Annotated in this window: 19 protein-coding genes; 11 read left to right on the top strand and 8 right to left on the bottom strand. The window is 68.5% G+C overall.

What is annotated here, in order from left to right; genetic code table 11:
- Nucleotides 1-612 precede the first annotated feature (612 nt).
- Nucleotides 613-1,383 (top strand): helix-turn-helix domain-containing protein, encoded by a 771-nt coding sequence (locus ACFWUQ_RS05130; protein ID WP_384532957.1) that lies wholly within the window; start codon nucleotides 613-615, stop codon nucleotides 1,381-1,383.
- On the top strand, nucleotides 1,380-1,853 hold the full coding sequence (locus tag ACFWUQ_RS05125; protein ID WP_384532955.1) for an NUDIX domain-containing protein: 474 nt from the start codon (nucleotides 1,380-1,382) through the stop codon (nucleotides 1,851-1,853). Before ACFWUQ_RS05130 ends, ACFWUQ_RS05125 begins: the two co-directional genes overlap by 4 nt.
- Here the strand turns inward: ACFWUQ_RS05125 and ACFWUQ_RS05120 are convergent.
- The 8 genes from ACFWUQ_RS05120 to ACFWUQ_RS05085 form a co-directional block, all read right to left on the bottom strand.
- A complete protein-coding gene (locus ACFWUQ_RS05120; protein ID WP_384532952.1) occupies nucleotides 1,841-2,410 on the bottom strand; it encodes an HD domain-containing protein in 570 nt (189 codons plus the stop codon). The two genes, ACFWUQ_RS05125 and ACFWUQ_RS05120, sit on opposite strands and share 13 nt — an antisense overlap.
- 11 nt (nucleotides 2,411-2,421) lie before the next feature.
- The gene (locus tag ACFWUQ_RS05115; RefSeq protein ID WP_384532949.1) at nucleotides 2,422-2,868 is read right to left on the bottom strand and encodes a GntR family transcriptional regulator; all 447 of its coding nucleotides are present in this window, start codon (nucleotides 2,866-2,868) and stop codon (nucleotides 2,422-2,424) included.
- Between the two features lie 127 nt (nucleotides 2,869-2,995).
- On the bottom strand, nucleotides 2,996-4,327 hold the full coding sequence (locus ACFWUQ_RS05110) for a hypothetical protein (protein WP_384532948.1): 1,332 nt from the start codon (nucleotides 4,325-4,327) through the stop codon (nucleotides 2,996-2,998).
- A gap of 294 nt (nucleotides 4,328-4,621) precedes the next feature.
- Complete coding sequence (locus tag ACFWUQ_RS05105) at nucleotides 4,622-5,593, bottom strand: hypothetical protein (protein ID WP_384532946.1); 972 nt, start codon at nucleotides 5,591-5,593, stop codon at nucleotides 4,622-4,624.
- A complete protein-coding gene (locus ACFWUQ_RS05100; RefSeq protein WP_384532943.1) occupies nucleotides 5,590-6,126 on the bottom strand; it encodes a DUF6932 family protein in 537 nt (178 codons plus the stop codon). The genes ACFWUQ_RS05105 and ACFWUQ_RS05100 overlap by 4 nt, the downstream gene beginning before the upstream one ends.
- Before the next feature lie 508 nt (nucleotides 6,127-6,634).
- Nucleotides 6,635-7,414: a class I SAM-dependent methyltransferase gene (locus tag ACFWUQ_RS05095; protein ID WP_384532941.1), complete on the bottom strand. Its 780-nt coding sequence runs from the start codon at nucleotides 7,412-7,414 to the stop codon at nucleotides 6,635-6,637.
- 402 nt (nucleotides 7,415-7,816) lie between these two features.
- Nucleotides 7,817-9,346, bottom strand: a complete 1,530-nt coding sequence (locus ACFWUQ_RS05090; RefSeq protein ID WP_384532940.1) for a serine hydrolase — start codon at nucleotides 9,344-9,346, stop codon at nucleotides 7,817-7,819.
- Between the two features lie 340 nt (nucleotides 9,347-9,686).
- Nucleotides 9,687-9,917 carry a hypothetical protein gene (locus ACFWUQ_RS05085; RefSeq protein WP_384532937.1) on the bottom strand — a complete coding sequence of 77 codons (231 nt, stop codon included), beginning with the start codon at nucleotides 9,915-9,917 and terminating at the stop codon, nucleotides 9,687-9,689.
- Between the two features lie 1,107 nt (nucleotides 9,918-11,024).
- On the opposite strand from ACFWUQ_RS05085, the gene ACFWUQ_RS05080 reads away from it, so the two are divergent.
- The 9 genes from ACFWUQ_RS05080 to dmpG all read left to right on the top strand — a co-directional run bounded on the left by ACFWUQ_RS05080 (nucleotide 11,025) and on the right by dmpG (nucleotide 19,811).
- Entirely contained in the window at nucleotides 11,025-11,444 is a 420-nt protein-coding gene (locus ACFWUQ_RS05080) for a hypothetical protein (RefSeq protein ID WP_384532935.1), read from the top strand.
- Nucleotides 11,441-11,695, top strand: coding sequence for a hypothetical protein (locus ACFWUQ_RS05075; RefSeq protein ID WP_384532932.1), 255 nt, complete (start codon nucleotides 11,441-11,443; stop codon nucleotides 11,693-11,695). The genes ACFWUQ_RS05080 and ACFWUQ_RS05075 overlap by 4 nt, the downstream gene beginning before the upstream one ends.
- Nucleotides 11,696-11,952: 257 nt before the next feature.
- Nucleotides 11,953-13,212, top strand: coding sequence for a hypothetical protein (locus ACFWUQ_RS05070; RefSeq protein ID WP_384532930.1), 1,260 nt, complete (start codon nucleotides 11,953-11,955; stop codon nucleotides 13,210-13,212).
- Nucleotides 13,213-13,556: 344 nt separating this feature from the next.
- Nucleotides 13,557-14,759, top strand: a complete 1,203-nt coding sequence (locus ACFWUQ_RS05065) for an MFS transporter (protein ID WP_384532928.1) — start codon at nucleotides 13,557-13,559, stop codon at nucleotides 14,757-14,759.
- An 89-nt stretch (nucleotides 14,760-14,848) separates the two neighbouring features.
- Nucleotides 14,849-15,637: a cupin-like domain-containing protein gene (locus tag ACFWUQ_RS05060; protein ID WP_384533077.1), complete on the top strand. Its 789-nt coding sequence runs from the start codon at nucleotides 14,849-14,851 to the stop codon at nucleotides 15,635-15,637.
- On the top strand, nucleotides 15,634-16,911 hold the full coding sequence (locus ACFWUQ_RS05055; RefSeq protein ID WP_384532926.1) for an aminotransferase class I/II-fold pyridoxal phosphate-dependent enzyme: 1,278 nt from the start codon (nucleotides 15,634-15,636) through the stop codon (nucleotides 16,909-16,911). Before ACFWUQ_RS05060 ends, ACFWUQ_RS05055 begins: the two co-directional genes overlap by 4 nt.
- Entirely contained in the window at nucleotides 16,908-17,801 is an 894-nt protein-coding gene (locus ACFWUQ_RS05050) for an HpcH/HpaI aldolase/citrate lyase family protein (protein WP_384532924.1), read from the top strand. The genes ACFWUQ_RS05055 and ACFWUQ_RS05050 overlap by 4 nt, the downstream gene beginning before the upstream one ends.
- Nucleotides 17,788-18,795, top strand: a complete 1,008-nt coding sequence (locus ACFWUQ_RS05045; RefSeq protein ID WP_384532922.1) for an acetaldehyde dehydrogenase (acetylating) — start codon at nucleotides 17,788-17,790, stop codon at nucleotides 18,793-18,795. The genes ACFWUQ_RS05050 and ACFWUQ_RS05045 overlap by 14 nt, the downstream gene beginning before the upstream one ends.
- Nucleotides 18,792-19,811, top strand: coding sequence for a 4-hydroxy-2-oxovalerate aldolase (gene dmpG / locus ACFWUQ_RS05040; RefSeq protein ID WP_384532920.1), 1,020 nt, complete (start codon nucleotides 18,792-18,794; stop codon nucleotides 19,809-19,811). Before ACFWUQ_RS05045 ends, dmpG begins: the two co-directional genes overlap by 4 nt.
- Nucleotides 19,812-19,842: the final 31 nt, after the last annotated feature.

Below are 19,842 nucleotides of genomic sequence, written 5' to 3'. Positions count from 1 at the left end.
AACAGGAAGAACTGCGGCTCTCCTCAACCCGCCCGTACACCCCGAAAGGCGGCGGACGGGCGAAGGAGGCAACCGCCGCAGCCGTGTACGGGCTGCGGGGCGGGCCGCCGACCGGGGATTCCGGCGTGACTGCTGGCGGCGGGTGACGCGGAGGGCTATCCGTCCGTACCGGTCCAGCACGAACGGGCCCAGATTCTTAAGCGGATCACTGTGACCCCCTATAGCGGCGGTTGGGCCAAAACACTGCAAGGGGGACCAAGTCCCCACTCTCCGGCCGTTGCTCGCGGTCGCCGGGCCACCTCGCCAGTACGGGCCGAAACCCTGTTCTGCCTGGCCTGTAGCGGGATTGCAGCGTCCCCGCCCTGTACGCGTGCAGCACCTCACGACGGACCTAAGTCCCGAGAGGTACATGTAATACCTGTTCCTCATCATGGGGAGGTGGATTCGCTGCGTCAAGTCCCTTCACTCTTGGGGGCTGACACTGCCTCCGCTTGATGTGTCTTCAGGTTGGCTCATGCGGGCCGGACGTTGGACTCTGCACATGTACGACTGGTGCACGACTTCGCTACGGTGAGGTCGTACCAAGTCGTCCCAGTGCGGGGAGATAGCGACATGGCCAATGAGCGGTTACGCGGTGCGATCACCAAGAGCGGCCTGTCGCTCGATCAAGTCGCCGAGGCGCTAGGCGTGTCAGCCAAGACGGTCGAACGCTGGATCAATGAGCCCAAGCGGCAGCCATACCGTCGCTTCAAGTACGCGGCAGCCTCGCTTCTTCAGTGCGAGATGTCCTACCTGTGGCCGGACGAGCGGACGTCGGCAGAGGTCACCGAGGCCGGGAACGCAGAGCTAGTCAGGCTCTACCCTCACCGGTCAGTGGTTCCGAACCGACTCTGGCCGCAGCTCTACGCCCGAGCGTCACGGCATTTCGACGTGCTCGTGTACTCGGGCTTCTGGCTTACCGAGGATGCGGCCTTCCACCAGGTCGTGAAGGAAAGGTCGGCCGCTGGCGTCCGCGTTCGGTTCATGCTTGGAGATCCCGGGTCCGCAGCTGTCGCCGTGCGAGGTGAGGATGAGGGAATCGGGAGCGCGATGGCCAGCAAGATTCGCAACGCGCTGGTCAACTACGCCCCGCTGTTCGGCCTCCCCGGTGTGGAGTTCCGGCTGCACTCCACCACCCTCTACAACTCGGTCTACCGGGCCGATGACGAGATGCTCGCCAACGGTCACCTGTACGGCGTGGGCGCCTACATGGCGCCAGTTCTGCACATCCAGCGTGTCCCCGGAGGTGAGCTGTTCGATGCCTACGCTGAGAGCGTCGAACGAGTCTGGGAGACCGCGCGGCCCATCTCCTCACCCACCGACCTGGGAGGTCCAGGCACATGAGCCGAATCGACTACTTCCGCGACCCCGACGCCCCTGCGGTCAACTCCGTCGTGCCCTCGGTTACGGCCATCGTGCGCGACGACGCCGGCAGGCTCCTGGTCATCCACAAGACCGATAACAACCTGTGGGCACTTCCTGGTGGCGGCCACGACATCGGCGAGCGTATCGGCGACACCGTCGTACGCGAGGTCGAGGAGGAGACAGGGATCAAGGTCGCGGTGGACGGCATTGTCGGGCTCTACACCGACCCGGAGCACGTCCTCGCGTATGACGACGGCGAGGTGCGGCAGCAGTTCTCGATCTGCTTCCGGGCCCACCCGGTAGGAGGAACCCTCCGCACGAGTAGTGAATCCAAAGAGGTCCGCTGGATAAGCCCGGTGGACCTTGATGAGCTGGACATTCACCCATCCATGCGGCTGCGGATCCAACACGGCCTGGACGAGTCGCGCAATGCGCCCTACGTGGGTTGAGCGCCGGTCTGAACGCGCGCCATACGCCCTTCCACTCGTTCCGTGGCTGCGTAGATCTCCGGCGCCGCTCGCTGGATGAAGCGGCCCACGATCGTGTCTGGCCCGTACCGCTGCACGATCTCGTCGAGCCGGGCCGCAGGCGTCGTGTGGTCGCCGTCCGGGGTGGTCGTCATGTCCGACACGATCAGCGCGTCCACCAGGTCCGGCCTCTCCAGCTCGAACTCGGTCTCCAGATCGTGCCGGAGCCCGCGCTCCTCGGCTTCCAGAAGAGCGCAAGAGTGGTGCGCCACAAGCCGAACGACGCGCTCATCGGCTCCCTCCTGGTCGCGGAGGAACCGAGCCCCGTCGAGCGGGTGGAAGCCGGTGGTGGCGATTGAGGGGGAGTAGCCAACGTCGTGTAGCACGGCGGCAGCCTCCAGCAGGTCGGCGTCACGGCCGAGGATCGGGCTCAGGGAACGTGCCCGCTTGGCTACCCCGAGGGAGTGCGCCCAGCGGCGCGGCAGCGGTTCGGCCAGCATCGATTCGGAGAGCGAGTACGCCCACTCTGTTAGCCCCATGGACGGCAAGGCTATGACTCCTCTTGGGTGGTAGGAAGGGCAAGCACAGTGCGTCCCTTGCCGTGCGCGGTGGCGAGCAGGCCGGTGCCTTCCATCTGCGCCAGCGCGTGGCGTACGGCTGTCCGGGACACTCCAAAGCGCTCGCAGAGGTTCGCCTCTGACGGATACCTGTCGCCAACGGCGAGATGATCCTCCGTGATGACGGCGATCAGGCGCTCGACGAGGGGCAGTACAGGCATCCGGGACACGCGCCAGCCAGCGCCGGGCACAGAGGTAATCAGCTTCTCGGACTCCAGCGTCTTCAGCGCTCGACGGATGGTGTTGCGGGAGACGTCGTGAGCCTGCATGAGGGCAGCTTCCGACGGCAGGGCGCTGTTTTCGGGGCGTTCTTCCTCGATCTCTTTCCGCAGCGCATCAGCGATGAGCAGATAGGTTCCGCGCGGGCTGGCCTCCGGCACGGCCCCCCCCTTTCACGAGCTTCGGTTGCTGCCAGGGTCGCACGTGACCGCTTGAGGTTGAACGGCTGATGGGGGCGCCCGCGGCTTCCATTCACCCACAGCTCGACCCTGCCGGCCTCGGTACGGTTCAATTTGCAGGCCATTCGCGAATACCCCACCGAAGGTCCTCAAACAGCGACTCGAATTCCTTCTCACCTGATACAGAAAAGGTCGAGTATGCATCCAGAAGTCGCCAGGCGGTCCAGGTAATGGAGTCTTGCATCTCTCTCAAGAAATTACCTTCGTTGAGCTTCCGCACCTCCCCCCCGTGAGCAACGACGCTTCTGACGGCATAAATCTCCTCATGTTCCTTTGCGCGTTCAGGCCTGAGTTGAGGGTCTCGCTCAAGCAGAGCGTAGCGCTCCTTCATAGCGCGCCCAGGTAGGGCGGATTTCGATCCCAGGAGGGCATCCAGAGCCACGCCGGCAGCCAGCGCTGCATCGTCTGACTCCGAAGCCCAATAACTGTCCGCAAACCAGCGAGCTGCAACATGCAAGCGACGAAGGAAAGTGTTCTCCATGGTCAGGCATGTCTCGACTGCGTTGCCGAGTTTATCGTCTCCCAGTAGCTCGCTCAGAGGGATTGGATTTTCGCCGAGCCAGGTGACGGAGCCGTCTCGCCCGAGGCTATCTACAATTAGGGGGTTGGAGTAAAGCTCTACGTGGTCACCTGACTCCCTGAGCCCTTCCTCGACAGCTTTTCGATCCAGTGTGATGCCGCGTACGCCTGGTCGATTTGTGTCGCCTCGCAGTGACCATAGATTGCGGTCGTTCTTGTTGGTCACGAGCATCATCGTTAGGTCAACCAAGACCTGGAAGTTCCTGGCGGCCTGCGAGCGCGCCTTGCTCCGTTGTCCCGGAACTAGGGCGGCGAAACCGACTCGCGGTTCTCGATGCTTGAGATTGTTTATGTACTCGGTCGCGAGATCTGCATGATTCAGGGCTCGCCCTCCAAGTTGCCGAATTACGCAAACGAAGTCCTCATCCAGGCGGCCAATCACGCTCTTTTTTCCGATTCTTACAGGATCCCCATCCCAGGCGATGTTCGATACGGGAAATATGACGAGCGATGGCCGTGTGTGGATAATGCGCGCCAGGAAATCCCGCGCCTTCTCCTCTCTGCTTTCGAGCCTGAAAACGCTCGCGATGAGTGTTGCCAGATACCCCCATAGCTCTTCCTGGTCCCAATGGTCGCGAACTTGCGACTGTTTGACCAGTGTCGCGTGCAGCTCTTCTAGATTTGCGACACCCTCGGTTGAAAGGCGGACCGGGCCATTGGGTGACGAAATGGCGGCAGTGGGGCTGTGCCGGTAGGATTTCAAACACCACCCGTAGTCCCATGTTTTGGGATTATCGGAGTCCGCCGCGCAGCCCACGGCGGCCAGCACCAGTTCGGTTGCCTTGCTGTGAATTTTCTCCATGCGGGCATTTTGGCAGCGCAATGGCTTGCGGTCAGCCGAACTGGCGGGAAACCCACCTCCTGAATGGCGAAAGTTACTAATTGCTCGCATTTGTGGCACTATGTCTATACTGGTGGTTCGCAGAGCGCAGCACGACGAGGTGGCGCTCTCGGTCAGGGTGGTCAGCGGTCGTCTAGTAAGTCCAGCGAAAAGCCCCAGGGATTCATCCCCTGGGGCGATTTGCTCTCTCAGTGCATCTTGCAGGCGACGCATGAATGCCATCAGCGGTTGGAGGAACGTCCTGACACGCGCGAACTAGAGATTACTCAACCCGAGGATCGCGAAGATGCGCCGCTCGCGCCCTCCGGCTGACGTCACTCTCGTCACCTCTACCTCGGCCTCCACCCTGTTGCCGAAGTACTGCGCAAGGCGCGGGGTGAGGGACTCGTCAGTGCTGGCCTGGATGACCTGCCCGTTGTCCGTTCTGATCTCAACAGTCCCACGGAGGGCGCTTGCACTTCCGAGCCAGCCGACCATGCGAATGATCTCGGCGTTGTCGAACTCGCTGTGCTCGCAGAGATAGCGGACCCGTTCGGCTCCGGCTGGGCTCCACTGGCTACGCCTCGGCTCCTGATTCGGTGCGTGCCAGGTGACTCGTAGCCCCAACCTTGCCTCTGTAAGCCCCGCAGTCAGCGCTCCGAGATGCTTCATCGCCCGTTGCCCGAGAGGTACGAGCTTCTCCGCCAACAGCTCGTTGGACTGGCCTGCACCCTCAGAGAGATCCACAACGTCAAGGACAGCGTCCAACGCGTTGTCGAGGATGGGGCGCGTTTCACCAGCAGGCTCGGGGAAGAGCCCGTCCGCCCCATCACCCTGCGGCCCGTATACAGCGATGCCGAAGGACGACGGAAACAGGGCTGACGCGCTGAGCGCGGTTGCCTCGCGGATACTCCGTGGGATCGATGCGCTACTCGTTGGCCGTCCAGTCAGGGCCTGCGCGACTGCTGAGACCGACTCCTGAAAGTTGGCGAGGAAGGGCCCCAGCACCGACACGCGCACCGTGTGTCGGCTCGTGGCCTCGCCAGTGAGAGCCAAGTCGACGCGAGACCTCAGCACCCCCTCTTCAGGCACATCGACAGCCCGAAGGAGCCGGCGGCGCTGAGCAGCAGCGAACTCCTCCGGCGTGGTCGGGACGGGGGTCCCCGTACCGGTCCGCCTGTTCTCCCGCATCCACCGGCGCACGGCTTCCTTGTCGGCCGGGTCGGGGAACGGGGCGGGCGCCGTCATAGCAGCACCTCCACATATCCTCGGCGCAGCTCCCCCGCCGGTTCTGGAGACGTCCGGGTTCGCTGCCAGACTTCATCGTAGAGCCCGATGTCCCTAAACGACTCGCTAGTAGCGCTGGTCAGGAGGCTGGGCATCATCTGCCAAAAAGGCATACCTTCCGGCAATCGGATGACATATGCATCTATTCGCATGGAATGTTCCACGCACCAGGGTTGATCCGTCAGCTCATCAAGAGAGACCAGGGACTCCCGGTCCAGACGGTCGTAGACCTCCGCCCGCAGCAAGTAGGTCACATCGACATCACTCGGCTCGGGCTTGCCGCTGATGAAGCTTCCCCCCACCCACAGGCGGGTGATCTCTCCCGTCCAAGCCTCGATGGCGGCGCGGTGCCGCTCCCATTCAGACCAGAGTTCCCGACGCCTAGGTGAATCAAGGGCTTCGACGAACTCGGCATAGAGCTCATCAAGGCTCGCCGCATAACGCCCCGGAGGCATGAGGCCGGTGTCTGGATCCAGCGCTGGCAAGTGACTCATCGGACGATCCCCCCCTCGCACGCCGTCCGGCAGGGTTGATCGTAGCGGCGCCACACCGTTCCCCGGGAGAGCGATGCGAGGGGAACCCAGTGCGTATGGGCCAACCTCGACCAGTTCGAGGGCGAGGTCAGCAGCCAGCCGACTGGGAGAAACGTGGGAGAAACCCAGCCACTGCACGGCTCCCACAAGCCGCGCGAACCAACACTAGCCAAGCCCTTGACCTGCACGTATTCAGTGGGTGACAGGGCAAGCAACCGTTCGGACCTAATTCGGGACGAAGAGGTCGTGGGTTCAAATCCCGCCACCCCGACAGTGAAGTACCAGGTCAGGGCCGGTTTCCCTTCGGGGAGACCGGCCCTGACCGCGTTGTATCCGGGTGTCATCTGGGTGTGATCTTGAAACGGGGTGTCACCGCTCGGCGGCGCGCTGCTGCAACAGCCGGTCGAGGATGGGGGCCGGGGAACGCGGGGCGAGGAGCAGCCGGTCCTTGATCCGCAGCCAGCGCGCCTCAGCTGACCCTCACGCGAACGCACCGCGGCCCCGAAGCCCAGGAGACTCGGCCCGAGGCAGCGGCATTCCCCGGCCCCGTCTCAGGTGGCGGGGCGCTCGTGACGAGGAGGGTGGCGGCGGTCCGGGGGCCGTCGCCGGCGGGCAGCGCCTCGACGCGGATGTCGGTGAACCCGGCCTGGTCCAGGACCTTGGTCCACACGTGCTCCTGCAGCACCCACCGGTGCATGGTGGCGCTCTCGCCCTCCGGGGTCTTCGCCGGCACCTCGACGGCCGCGACGTCCGGCTGCGCGGGCTTGCCTGACAGGTAGTGGGCGAGGGTGGAGAAGACCAGGCGCCCACCGGGGCGGAGCGCGTCAGCGGCGGCCGGGAGCAGCTCGCGGGGGTCAGTGAAGTCCACCGCCCCGAAGTGGCTGTAAAGCACGTCGTAGGCGCCCGGGTTCGCGCGAAGGTGGGCGACGACGTCCGCGTGGACGAAGTGCAGGTGCGGGGCGAGGTCGTTGTACAGGGCGGTGGCCGTGCTGTGCTGGGCCGGGGACGCGTCCACGGCGTCGATCCGGTTCGGGGCGTGGTGCACGGCCAGGTGCGCGGCGTGGCGGGCGGCGCCGGCGCCGAGGTCGGCCACGGTCTTGCCGGTGAGGTCGCCGAGGACTTCCGGGCCCGGCCCGTCCTGCTGGTCCCAGGCCCAGCGGAAGGAGTCGGGGACGGCGTGGTCCTGCGCGGCGCGGGCCCGGCCGTAGTGGTGCCATAGGTCTGTGGTCGTGGTCGTCACCCGCGTCATCTTGGCGGCACCGGCGCGGGGCCTGCTGCCGGTTCGGGCGAAAGCCACCCGGGCGAGCCCCGGCGAGGTGAGAGACCGCCCCGCGATCCGCAGCATCGTGACCGCGTTGGCGCAGCGGCACCCTCGTGCCGTTGGCGTGCGGGAGCTGCACGCAGCCGTGACCGCCCCGGCGAGCTGAGACCGCCGCCCATCGGGCCGTTACTCAGCGTCCCTGACTCGGGACGAAGAGGTCGTGGGTTCAAATCCCGCCACCCCGACAGAGTAGGACCAGGTCAGCCACCTACCCGTACGGGTAGGTGGCTGACCTGTTTTTGCTGATGCTGAGTGGCTGACCGGGTGACTGCGGCTTCCGGCCGTCCTTAGTGGTCTCGTCCCATGGCCGTCGCGCCGGGCTGACTGGAATCATGGGCTGGATTTTGCTTTTTCGAAGGTGCCGAGGCCGTTGGCGTCCAGGTACTCCACCCGCATCCTGCCGTCGGGGAAGGTCACCGCGGTGCGGCCGATGGCGTTCTCGCCGACGGTCTCGAAGCTGAAGGTGTCCCCGTCGTAGTGGGTGAGGGGGAAGTCCATCGGCTTCGGTCCCAGGTGCAGCACCAGCGCGCCGCCCGGGCCGGCCGTGACGGTGGCCCGCCCGTAGAACGGGTTGGTGTACGTTCCGGTGTACACGCTGTCCGCGCGGGCCGGCTTCGGGTCCGCGGGCGGTTTGGCGAAGTCCGTCGTCGAGCGTCCCTCGCCGAGCTGCTGCTTGTAGGTCTCGGCCACCACGGGCAGCCAGTCCCGGCTGGGCTCGCCGAACTCGGCGGTGTCGAAGAAATTGAGGGCGACGCTGTCGGGGAGACCGGTGGGGGCGCCGTTGGTGAGCACCACGATGGCGAGCTTCTCGGACGGGACCAGGGTGACGTTGGTGTTGGTGCCGAGTGCGAAGGCCCCGGCGTGGCTCAGGCGCAGGCGGCCGTGGTCGTCGTAGCGCACGTTCCAGCCCAGGCCGTAGTAGCCGGGCTGGGTGTTCGGTTCGGCGGACGGCTGGCTGATGCTGTGCGGGACGTGGGTTTCGGCCAGTCCGGCGGTGTTGATGACCTGCTTGCCGTCGATCTTGCCGCCGCCCAGCTGGACGCGTAGCCAGCGGGCCATGTCCCGGGCGTTGGAGCTGACGCCGCCGGCCGCGGTCTGCGCGTCGGCGTTGCGGACGTAGCGCGGCTTCCAGGTGCCGTCGTCGGTCTTGACGTGGGTGAGGGCGCGGTCGGCCGCCTTCTCGTAATCGCTGAAGCGGGAGCTGGTGTGCGTCATCCCGGCGGGCTTGTACAGCAGGTCTTCGGAGAGCTTGTCCCAGGGCACGCCTTTGGCGTCGGCGACGGCCTCGGCGGCCGCGGTGAAGCCGAAGTTGGTGTACGCGTAGCTGGTGCGGAACGGGCTGAGGAGCTCGTAGCGCAGGTGCGACAGGATGTACGACTGGTCGTAGCCCAGGTCCTCAAGGAGGTCGCCCGAGTGGTCCGGCAGGCCCGAGCGGTGCGAGAGCAGGTCGGCCGCGGTGACGTGCGAACTGACCCAGGGGTCCTTGAGGGTGACGCCCTTGAGCGGGTCGTCGAAGCCGTCGGCGCCGAGGGCCTGTGCCAGCACGGTGGAGGCCACGGGCTTGGAGACCGAGGCGAGCTGGAAGACGGTGTCCGGGCCGACCTTGTCGCCCGGGGCATCGGTGCTGCGGACACCGAAGCCCTTGAGGTAGACGACCTTGTCGTCGTGGACCACGGCCACGGAGACGCCGGGCACCCCGGTGCGCCGCATGCCGTCCTGGACCTGCGAGTCCAGTGTCTCCAGGGCCTTCGTTACGTCGAAGCCATCGGGGCTCGGCGACGGTGGGGCGGCGGCGGTCCCGGCCGCCAGGGCGAGCCCGGCGACCACGGCCAGCCCCCTCCGCTTGCTGCTGCGTCGCATACGTCCATTGAACGCCGCTCCCGCGTCGGGCGCCCGGGGAGAGCCGAGGCACGGAGGACGGCGGCGGGACCGTGCGCACGGCCCCGCCGAGGTCCCTGTTCGGCGTTGCCTGTGCCCTTCGAGCCCCGGGGGGAACCGATCTCGGAATCGGTCCCCGGGACATCCGGCGCCTGCTGGTCGTCGGGGACGACCGAGGCCGGTCCTTCAAGGCAGGCCAGATCGGCCTGAACATCGTCGGGCGCGCCTCCGGCCACCCACACCGTGGTGAGCACTGCGAGCAGAGCGTTACCGATAGATCGCCGCGTCGAGGGGGCGGACCCGCTCGGAAGGCCGTTCGCAGCTACTTCGGGGAGAGCCGGCTCTTCGCGGTCCGCGCACGGTATGCCCAGCGGGTCAGTGCGCCGACCGCGAGGGACGTGAGGATCGCACCCCAGTCGATGACGTGGGGAAGCCCGGGGAAGAACGCGAAGAAGGCGAGGGACGCGACAGATCCGGCCAGGAAGGCGATGATGCCGGCCCGGCGGCGCTTTGCTTCCCAGGCGGGGTCTTCGGGGGTGGGCTGGGTGGTCATGTGCGGCTCACTTCGTGATGTGGTGGCACTGGCTGACCCTGCGGACACCGTTGATGTGGAGGTGGGCACAAGCTTTGCCGTAGCGGGGAAGCGTCTGGGGAGCGTTGTCCCGCATGGGGTGGATCTCGCACTCGGTGTGGGTCTTGCCGGACGAGGTCTTGTAGGTCTTGTTGTTGGTATCGGCGTACGTGAAGTCGACGCGCCAGTTGCAGAAGCCCGCGTTGAGAGCGCCGACGAATCCGCAGTCGACGCCGGCGTTCTGGTAAGTGATCTTTTTCCCTCGCCCGGACGATGTGGGTGAACATACAACCCGTCGGGACCTTCATCGTGACTCCCCCGACCTGGTAGTCGAAGGTCGCCACCGGGGTGGAGCCGATGGCGCCGGCGTGTGCCTGCGCCGGGGTTATTAACGCGAGCGCGGCCGCGGTGGCCATGGCGGTCGTGACGCGGCGTGCGAGGTGGCTGACCATGTCTGGTCGCCCTTCTGTGGGAGTGTCCTTACAGAGGACGGAACTCCTCCCAATGGCCTTTGGGTTCGCCTGAACGCGCACATCCACTACGAAGAGTGATGAAGAGATCCGGACCTTCCGCAACGTGCTGGACGAGGCCGCAGCCCGGACGGAGGACCGCCCAGAGGCCGAACTGCTGCGGGAGGGGTCGTCAGCGGGCCGAACGCCGACCGTCTGAACCCTTCCTGAACAGGACGGGCCTTGACGTCCGGGTGCCGATCGTGACTCGGCGTAGGCGTCCACGCCGGGTCGCGTGTGCGCTCCAAGTCCGCGCCCGAATGCCCCGCGGGGAGACCGTGCACTACCGCGCGCCACGCGCATTTACCCGCACCGATCATGCCGAATTCCCGCGCGGTACATAGTCCATGGGCTAGTCATGTCTACAGCCCGGGCACACAGACTGACGCGACCCGGTAGAGCACCAAGGAGGCCGCGATTGCCCGGTCCCACAGGTGTCGGCGCCGGCACGGATGACAGCAGCGGTTCGCTGTCCCCGTCAGCGAGCACACCAGCTTCCGCTACGACGACCACCACCTCGCAGCCGCCTCAGGCCGGTTCACCGCCCTCGCCCTCGCCGGTACCCGTCTCCCGCTGGACCGTGGTCGGACCCAAGCTCCAGCACTGGTTCTTCTTCGGCGTCCTCTTCGGTGTGCTGCCCATCGCCCTCTGCTTTGTGATGAACACCCTGGTCCGCAGTGGCATGACACTGACACAGCTGCTCGGTCGGGGAGAACTGTTGATCGTGACCACCAGCCTGGCAGCGGCCGCAGCGGGTCAGATCATCACGAGGAAGGGCTCTCACACCGGGATCACCAATGTGCTTGGCTTTCTGGTCTGCCTCAACATCCTTCTTGCGGTGGCCACCGCTGGGCTCTTCGCCTTCGTCTCGTTCGCGTCGCAGACGCCCAACAGCGTCGATGGAGCCTCGGTTGCCCAGTACTCGGTCGTGCTCTTCGCAAGCGGAGTCGTGACGGCCGGCTCCAGCGCCCTGATCGTGGAATGGGAGCAGGCGAAGTGAGCAACGTTTTCGGAAGCATCAGCATCGTCGTCGCCGCGAGCTCAGCTGTGCCGGCCCTTTGGCTTGCCATCCGTTCCCTGTTCCGCGCGGCCCCCCGCGAGGACGCGCCCGTCCTGATCAAGCTTGAGCGGAACGGCGTCCAGGTCCGCATCACCGGACCCCAGAACAGCGACGACATCCGCCGTATCGTCGAGCTGCTGGAGGGCGATGAGCCGGTCGTGGCGCGGGACACCACCCTCCCGCCCTCCTGAGACCGGCGTCGCACCCGGGGTGGCGACGCGGGTGTCCTGCGGCGGACAGGCTCCGCCGGCTTCATGCGCGGGTTCGTGGGCCGGCGACGGGAGTTGGGGGGCGTCGGACAGGGGTTCGGTTAGGGTGGCGCGCATTGTTGGTGGTGGGGGAAGGGGCGGGCGTGCTTGAGGATGTGGGCATTCGGGGGGCTTCGGGGCATCCGTGGTTCGGGGGGCAGCGGCTGAAGCCCGTCGCGCCCGCAGGCACCGTTCGGGAGATGCTGCGGCACGGGATGCGGGACATCGGGTGGCCGCACCAGACGCTGGTGCCCGCGGCGCCGCTCGTGCTGCCGCGGGCCTCCTACGCCGAGCTGTTCCGGGTCAGTGCCGCGCTGACGGAGCTCGTACGGCGTACCGCGCTGGAGGCCGCCAACACCACCGCCGGGCGGCTGGCCGCGTACCGGATGCCGGAGAACGAGCACCAGCTGTTCGTGGACGACCCCTTCGTCGAGGAGCGGTACGCGGACTGCGTGGTCCGGCCGGACGTGGTGATCGGGCCGGACGGGCCGCGCTTCCTGGAGTTCAACGTCAGCGGGGCGCTCGGCGGCACCATGGAGACGCACAGCCGGATGGAGGTGTGGCGCCAGCTGTACGACGACGGCCAGGGCCGGCTGCCCTTCGCCTACCACGACTCCTTCGCCGCGCGGGCCGCGATGTTCAAGCACCTGAGCGCCGAGCTCGGGGTGGCGCCCCGGGTCGCGCTGCTGGGCAGCGCCCGCGACCAGGGCGGGTACACCCGGTACTTCGACGTGCAGGCGGACTACCTCAACCACCACGGCCTGAGCGCGCGGTTCTTCGAGCCGGAGGACCTGCACGAGGCCTGGGACTGCCCGCCGCAGCTGCGCTACCCGATCGGGCTGCGGGACTTCACCATCCCGGACTGGGCCGAGCTCGGGATCGACACGGCCCCGGTGCAGGCGGCCCTGGACAACGGCTGCCTGCTCGTGACCACGCAGACCTCCACCTTCCTGTCCAGCAAGCTGACCATGGGCATGCTGTCGGAGGGGCGGCCGTGGATGAGCGGCGCCGAGCGGGCGCTGGTCGACCGGTACCTGCCGTGGACCCGGATCGTCGGCGACCGGTCGACGACGCGCGGGGAGCGCAAGGTCGACCTGGTCCGGTACGCGCTGGACCACCGCGCCGGCCTGGTGCTCAAGGAGGCCATCGGGATGAGCGGCAAGCAGGTGCTCATCGGCCGGGACACCGAGCCGGCGGACTGGGAGGCGGCGGTGGCGGCGGCCGTGGCCACGGGCACCAGCATCGTCCAGGAGTTCGTGGCACCGCGCACCTGCACGCTGGCGATGATCGCCGACGGAGCGGACGAGCCGCACGACGCCCAGGTGGCGCCGGTCTTCGGGCCGCTGCTCTTCGGCGGCCGGCCGGCGGGCGTCTTCTCGCGGTTCTTCGGCGACGGGACCGACGGGATCGTCAGCATCCTCGGCACCCGCAGCTCCGACAACTGCGTCGTCGCCGTCTGACGACCTGACGGATTCGCCGCCCCGACCCCCGCCCCGCCACCGCCCCGGCCCTCCCCCGGCCGCATCGGGCCGCATCCGGCCGGGGGTCCTCGGCATGGCGCGGCAGCGGGCCGGAGCGGGGCGGTCGTGGCCCGAATGGATCTACGGAGTACGGCGGTTGGCAAACGTCGGCCGCGCCGGTGCGGCCAACACCCCCCGTACGGAGAGCCGCACGTCGGCGGCCCTGACCCGTCGCCCGGCAACGGCATCCGCGACGCCCGATGTTGACGCATCTCCCTCGCGACCGTTGACGCTCGGGGCTGGCATCAGGGTCCGACTCCGGACTGGGGTCCTACTTAAGGCTGTTGAGAGCGCCGGGCGCCGGATCACTGGCGTTCTGGGGGATGATCGGCCGCTTCCCCATCGCGATGCGGGCCATCAGCATCCTCATGCTCGTCTCCGCCGTCACCGACTCGCTCGGGAACGCGGGGATCGTGGCGGCGGCGATGCTCGTCTCGCAGGGCGTGGCCAGCCCGGTGCTCGGGCGGATGGCGGACCGGCACAGTCAGCGGCGCGTGCTGCTCACGGCGTGCCTGGCGCACGTCACGGGGATGGCGCTGCTGCTCGTGTCGATCGTGCTGGAGGCCCCGCTGTGGGTCCTGGTCGTCACGGCGGTCGCCACCGGGTGCACCGCGGTGTCGTTCACCTCGTTCATGCGGGCGCGGTGGGCGGTGATGGTCGACCAGGGGGCGCTGCGCACGGCGTACGCCATGGAGTCGATGCTCGACGACACGATGTTCCTGCTCGGACCGCTGCTGGTCACCGTGCTGGCGTCGGCGGTGCACCCCGCGGCGGGACTGGTCGTCTGCCTGGCGATGACCGCGGTCGGCTCCGTGTTCGTCGCCCTGCACCGCCGCTCCGAGCCCGCCCGGCACCAGCCGGAACCGGGCCGGACCCCCCGGCGCGCGATCACCGTTCCCGGTGTGTGGGTGCTGACGCTCGCCTACGCCGGGATGGGGTTCCAGTTCGGCGCGGTGGACGTCACGATGATCGCGTTCGCCGAGGAGCGGGGCACGCCCGGGCTGGCCGGCGTACTGATCTCGCTCATCGCGGTGGGCAGCCTGATCGCCGGCGTGACCTACGGGGCGGTGAACTGGCGGCTGCCGCAAGCCCGGCTGCTGTCGGTGACCACCTTCCTGCTGACCGTCGGCGCGGTCCCCCTCGTCTTCGCGGACTCCGCCCCGGTGATGGCCCTGTGCGCCGTCGTCGCGGGGATCGCGATCTCCCCGGCGCTGATCGGGGGCAGCACGCTGCTCGAATCACTGGCTCCCAAGGGCTCGCTCTCGGAGGCCTTCTCCTGGCTCACCAGCGCCGGGGCACTCGGTATCGCCTCGGGCACCGCCGCGGGCGGCCAGCTCGCCGACGCCGGCGACTTCACGCACGCGGCGTGGGCGGGGGTCGCGGGCGGGGCCTTCGCCCTGGCCCTGAGCCTCGCGGGCCAGCGGGCCCTGCGGAAGGGAGAGCCGGCTCCGGATCCGGCATCGGACATGGCACCACTAGAAAAGTGAGGGTTGAAGCTGTGAGCAGAGAACACCCCGCCGACGAGCGAGGCGCTCTCGGGGGACTCCCCGTCCCGCGCATCTCGTTCGACGAGTTCATGGCCTTCGGCCGCTCGGCCCTCATCCGGGCCGACGTCCCGGTGGTGATCACCCTGCCCAAGGGGTCTCAGGGCCTCGGCCGGGACGGCGTGGCCGAGCGCCTCGGCGAGATGATGGTGACCCTGTTCACCGAGCCGAGCAACAAGCAGAACTCGCAGCGGTGGACCACCCGCGAGATCCGGCTCCGCGAGTTCTTCGAGGACGCCGACCTCCAGGGCGACCCCGGCACGTGGAACCGCATCGTGTCGAACTTCCGCAACAGCCCGGCGGACGTCAACGCGATCCTCGGCTTCGACGCGGAGAAGCTCTTCGACTACCGGCGCGCGATGAACGCCGCCAACCTGTGGATCAGCCACCGCGGGGTGTTCACGCAGAGCCACTTCGACGAGCTGGAGAACTTCAACATCGCCCTGGAGGGCCGCAAGCGGTTCGTCCTGGCGCCCCCCGGCTTCTGGGAGTACTACCCGAGGTCGCTCAAGCAGGGCTTCGGCGACAAGTCGCAGGTCTTCGACTTCGACGACGTGGACTGGGCGCGCTACCCCAAGCTCGCCTCCAAGCTGGCCCAGCGCCGGGAGCTGATCCTGGAGCCCGGCGAGATGCTCTACCTCCCGCTCGGCTGGTGGCACCAGGCCGAGTCGCTGGACGAGATGAACATCAACATGAACTTCTGGCTGCGCGATCCCAAGATCTTCCGCAGGCCCTACGTGCTGGGCGTGGCGATCTACACCGCCGTGTTCCGCAAGCTCAAGGGCGTCTACAACTACGAGCCCGCAGAGGCAGCGTCATGACCGAGCTCACGTCCATCACCCCCACGCACCGCTACCGCAACAACGACAAGTTGATCGGGATCGGCAACGAGTTCTGGGACATGTCGGAGCGCAACGGACTGGCCGGCATCGTCGCCGACTACGGCCAGGGCGTCCTGACCACCGACGCCAGCCACGAGTTCATCGAGGCGGGCCACGAGTTCATCAACTTCAGCTGCTGCTCGTACCTGGACCTCGACTCGCACCCCAAGGTCATCGAGGGCGGTATCGAGGCCCTGCGGCGCTACGGCGTGCTCGACCACTGCATCGCCCGCAGCCGGGTGCAGATACCCGCGATGCTGGAGCTGGAGACCTCGCTGGGCGAGCTGTTCGGCGCGCACGTGGTCTGCTCCATCGCCGCCAGCACCGCGACCTTCGGGCTGCTGCCGCTGATCGCCTCCGGGCACCTGGGCAACGGCAAGCGGCCGCTGATGATCTTCGACAAGAACGCCCACGTGTCGATGGCCAACCTCAAGCCCGTCTGCGCCGACGAGACCGAGGTCGTCACCTCCCCGCACCACGACCTCAACTTCATCGAGGACGCCTGCAAGAAGTACGAGCGGGTCGCCTACGTCTGCGACGGCAGCGACAGCCTCGGCGGGTACGCGCCGGTGAAGGAGCTGGCGGAGCTCCAGGACAGGTACGGCCTGCTCGTCTACTACGACGACTCCCACTCGCTGTCGGCGTACGGGAACCGGGGCGTGGGCTACGTCCGCTCGCACAGCCCGGTCCTGGACGAGCGCACCATCGTCGTGATGACCCTGAACAAGGCCTTCGGCACCAGCGGCGCGGCGATCGTGCTCGACGGGTACGAGAAGGAGACGCTGCGGATCATCGAGCGCTTCGGCGGAGCCCTGAACTACTCGCAGCTGCTCAACACCCCCGCGGTCGGCGCGGGCCTGGCGTCGGCGGAGATCCACCGGACCTCCGAGCTGACCGACCTCCAGGACAAGCTCTACCGCAACATCTCCCTCTTCGACTCGCTGATCCGCACCGAGCAGGCCGGCAGCACCTTCCCGATCCGGCTCGTGCCGATGAGCGACTCCACGGTGATCGAGGCGGGCCGCCGGGTGTTCGAGGCCGGCTTCTACGTCTCGCCCGTGTTCTTCCCGATCGTCGCGCGGGGCACGGCCGGGCTCCGCGTCATGATGCGCGCGGGCCAGACCGAGGAGCAGGTCCGCAAGCTGTGCGCGGTGCTCGCCGAGGTGGGCGCCGAGACGGCGGTCCCGCCGCTGCCAGACGGGGTGGCCCGATGACGGGCGCGGCCCGGGCGATCCCGCGCAGCATCCTGTACACGCCCGCGCTGTCGCTGGACCGGGTCGTCAAGGCCTGGTCGTACGACGCGGACGTGCACCTGATCGACCTGGAGGACTCCGTCCCACCGGCGGCCAAGGCCGCGGCGCGACTGGTGTGCCGCGAGGCTCTGGAGAAGGCGCCGGACCCGGCGCGCACCGCGGTGCGCGTCAACGAGCTGGGCACGGTCGAGGCGGTGCACGACCTGGTGCTGCTCACCGGTTCGCCGGTCGCGCCCGGCATCGTCGTGATGACGATGGTGCGCTCAGCGGTCGAGGTGACGCTGCTGCGCGACACCCTGGCCGCGGCCGGATCGCACCCGGAGATCTACGTGACCGTGGAGACCGTCGAGTGCGTGACCGGCATCGACGCGATCGCCGAGGTCAGCGACGGGCTGCTGTTCGGCTCGGCGGACCTGGCGGCCACCCTGGCCATCGAGATCACCTGGGCGGGGCTGCTCGCGGCCCGGCAGGCGATGGCCCTGGCCGCCGCCCGGCACGGCGCCGCCTGTATCGACACCGCCAACTACCGGCTGTCCGAGCCGGAGGTACTGGCGCAGGAGCTCGACCGGATCCGCGAGCTGGGCTTCCACGGCAAGGCGACCGTGCACCCGAGCGAGCTGGACGCGATCAACGGGGCCCTGCGGCCCAGCCCGGAGAAGCTGACGGAGGCCCGCCGGGTCGCCGAGGCGGTACGGGCGGCGGACGGCGGGATCGCGGTGCTGGACGGGAACATGGTGGGCCCGCCGTTCGCCCGGATGGCCCGCGCCGCGGTGGCGCTCGGGGATGCCTGGGCCGGGAAGTACGGCGGGGACGGCGACGAGCGCGGGGAGGCCGGCGATGACCGTCACTGAGGGCGTACCGGCCACCGGGCCGCGCGGCGGCACCGCCACGGGCCCGGGCACCGGGACAGCCACAGGCCCCGGCACCGGCACCGGCACCGCTTCCGGGCGCCGCACCGGGCCGCCCGTACGCGTCGCCGTCATCGGCACCGGGGCCATCGGGCAGGACCTGGTCAGCAAGATCCACCGGTCCCCGGTACTGGAGTGCGCGCTGGTCGCCGGCCGCAACCCGGAGTCGGCGGGGCTGCGGCACGCCGCCGCCCTCGGCTACCCGACCACCGCGGGCGGGATCGACGCCGTCGTCTCCGCCCCGACCCCCTTCGCCGTGGTCTTCGACGCCACGAACGCGATGTCGCACGCCGAGCACTGGCGGCTGCTCCAGCCGCTGGAGACGCTCCTGATCGACCTGACGCCCAGCCGGGTCGGGCAGATGGTCGTGCCGACCGTGACCGGGACGGGCGCGCCGACCGCGCGCAACGTCAGCATGATCAGCTGCGGCGGGCAGGCGTCGAGCCCGATCGCCCACGCGCTCGCCCAGCACTTCGACGTGGAGTACATCGAGGTCGTCTCCACGGTGGCCAGCAGCATCGCGGGCCGCGCGACCCGCCTCAACCTCGACGAGTACGTGGCGACGACCCAGCACGCCATCGCCACCTTCTCCGGGGTCCGCGACACCAAGGCGATCCTCAACATCAGCCCGGCCGTGCCCCCGGCGACCTTCCGCACGGCCGTCCACGCGGTCGTCCCCGGCGCGGACGAGCGGGCCGTGCGCGCCGTGGTCGCCGAGGCGGCCGAGCGGGTGCGCGCCTTCGCGCCCGGCTACGAGGTCCTCGGCTGCGCGGTGGACGGCGACCGTGTCGTCGTCTCGCTGGAGGTCACCGCCGAGAGCGACGTGCTCCCGGCGTACGCGGGGAACCTGGACATCATCAACTCGGCGGCCGTCATGGTCGCCGAGCAGCACGCGGCCCGGCTCGTCCCGGCCGCCGGGACGGGGGCGTACCGATGAGCGACGTGGTCATCCACGATCCGACGCTGCGCGACGGCCAGCACGCGGTCCGCCACCAGCTCGGGGTCTCCGCGCTGCGCGGGTACGCGCAGGCGGCCGACGCGGCCGGGGTACCGGTGGTGGAGGTGGGGCACGGCAACGGCCTGGGCGCCTCCTCCCTCCAGGTGGGCCGGTCCGCCGTCAGCGACGACCTGATGCTGTCGACCGTGCGCGAGGCCCTGCGCACCAGCAGGATGGGCGTGTTCATGCTGCCCGGCTGGGGCACCTCGGACGACCTGCGCAAGGCGGTCGCGCACGGCGCGGACGTGATCCGGATCGGTGTGCACTGCACCGAGACCTCGCTGGCCGAGCGCCACCTCGGCTTCCTGGGCGAGGCCGGTGCGGACGCGCACTGCGTGCTGATGATGAGCCACATGGCGACGCCGGCGGAGCTGGCCGAGCACGCCGCGCTCGTCGTCGGGTACGGGGCCCGGGCGGTCGGGATCATGGACTCGGCGGGCCACTTCCTGCCCGAGGACGTCACCGAGCGGATCGGCGCGATCGCCGAGGCGGTCGGGCCCGGAGTCCCGGTGATCTTCCACGGGCACAACAACCTCGGCATGGCCGTCGCCAACTCGGTGGCCGCCGCCCGGGCCGGGGCCACGATCATCGACGGCTGCGCGCGCGGCTTCGGCGCCGGCGCGGGCAACACCCAGCTGGAGGTGCTCGTGCCCGTACTGGAGCGCAGCGGCTTCCGCACCGGCATCGACCTGTACGGGCTGCTCGACGCGGCCGAGTTCGCCGAGCGCGAGCTCATGCCGGCGCCGCCGGTGACCGGCTCGGTGGGCATCGTCAGCGGTCTGGCCGGGGTGTTCTCCGGCTTCAAGCACCAGGTGCTCGACCTGTCCGCGCGCGCCGGGGTCGACCCGCGCGACGTGTTCTTCGAGCTCGGCAGGCGCCAGGCCATCGCCGGGCAGGAGGACCTGATCGTGGACGTGGTCGCCGAACTGGGGGCCAGGAAGGCGGCCGCCGCGTGAGCGCCCCTGCGACGACCGGCCGACCGGCCGC

Origin of the sequence: Streptomyces sp. NPDC058662 (genome assembly GCF_042716255.1) — a bacterium.
Classification (GTDB): domain Bacteria; phylum Actinomycetota; class Actinomycetes; order Streptomycetales; family Streptomycetaceae; genus Streptomyces.
This window is presented reverse-complemented; position numbering and strand designations above follow the sequence as displayed.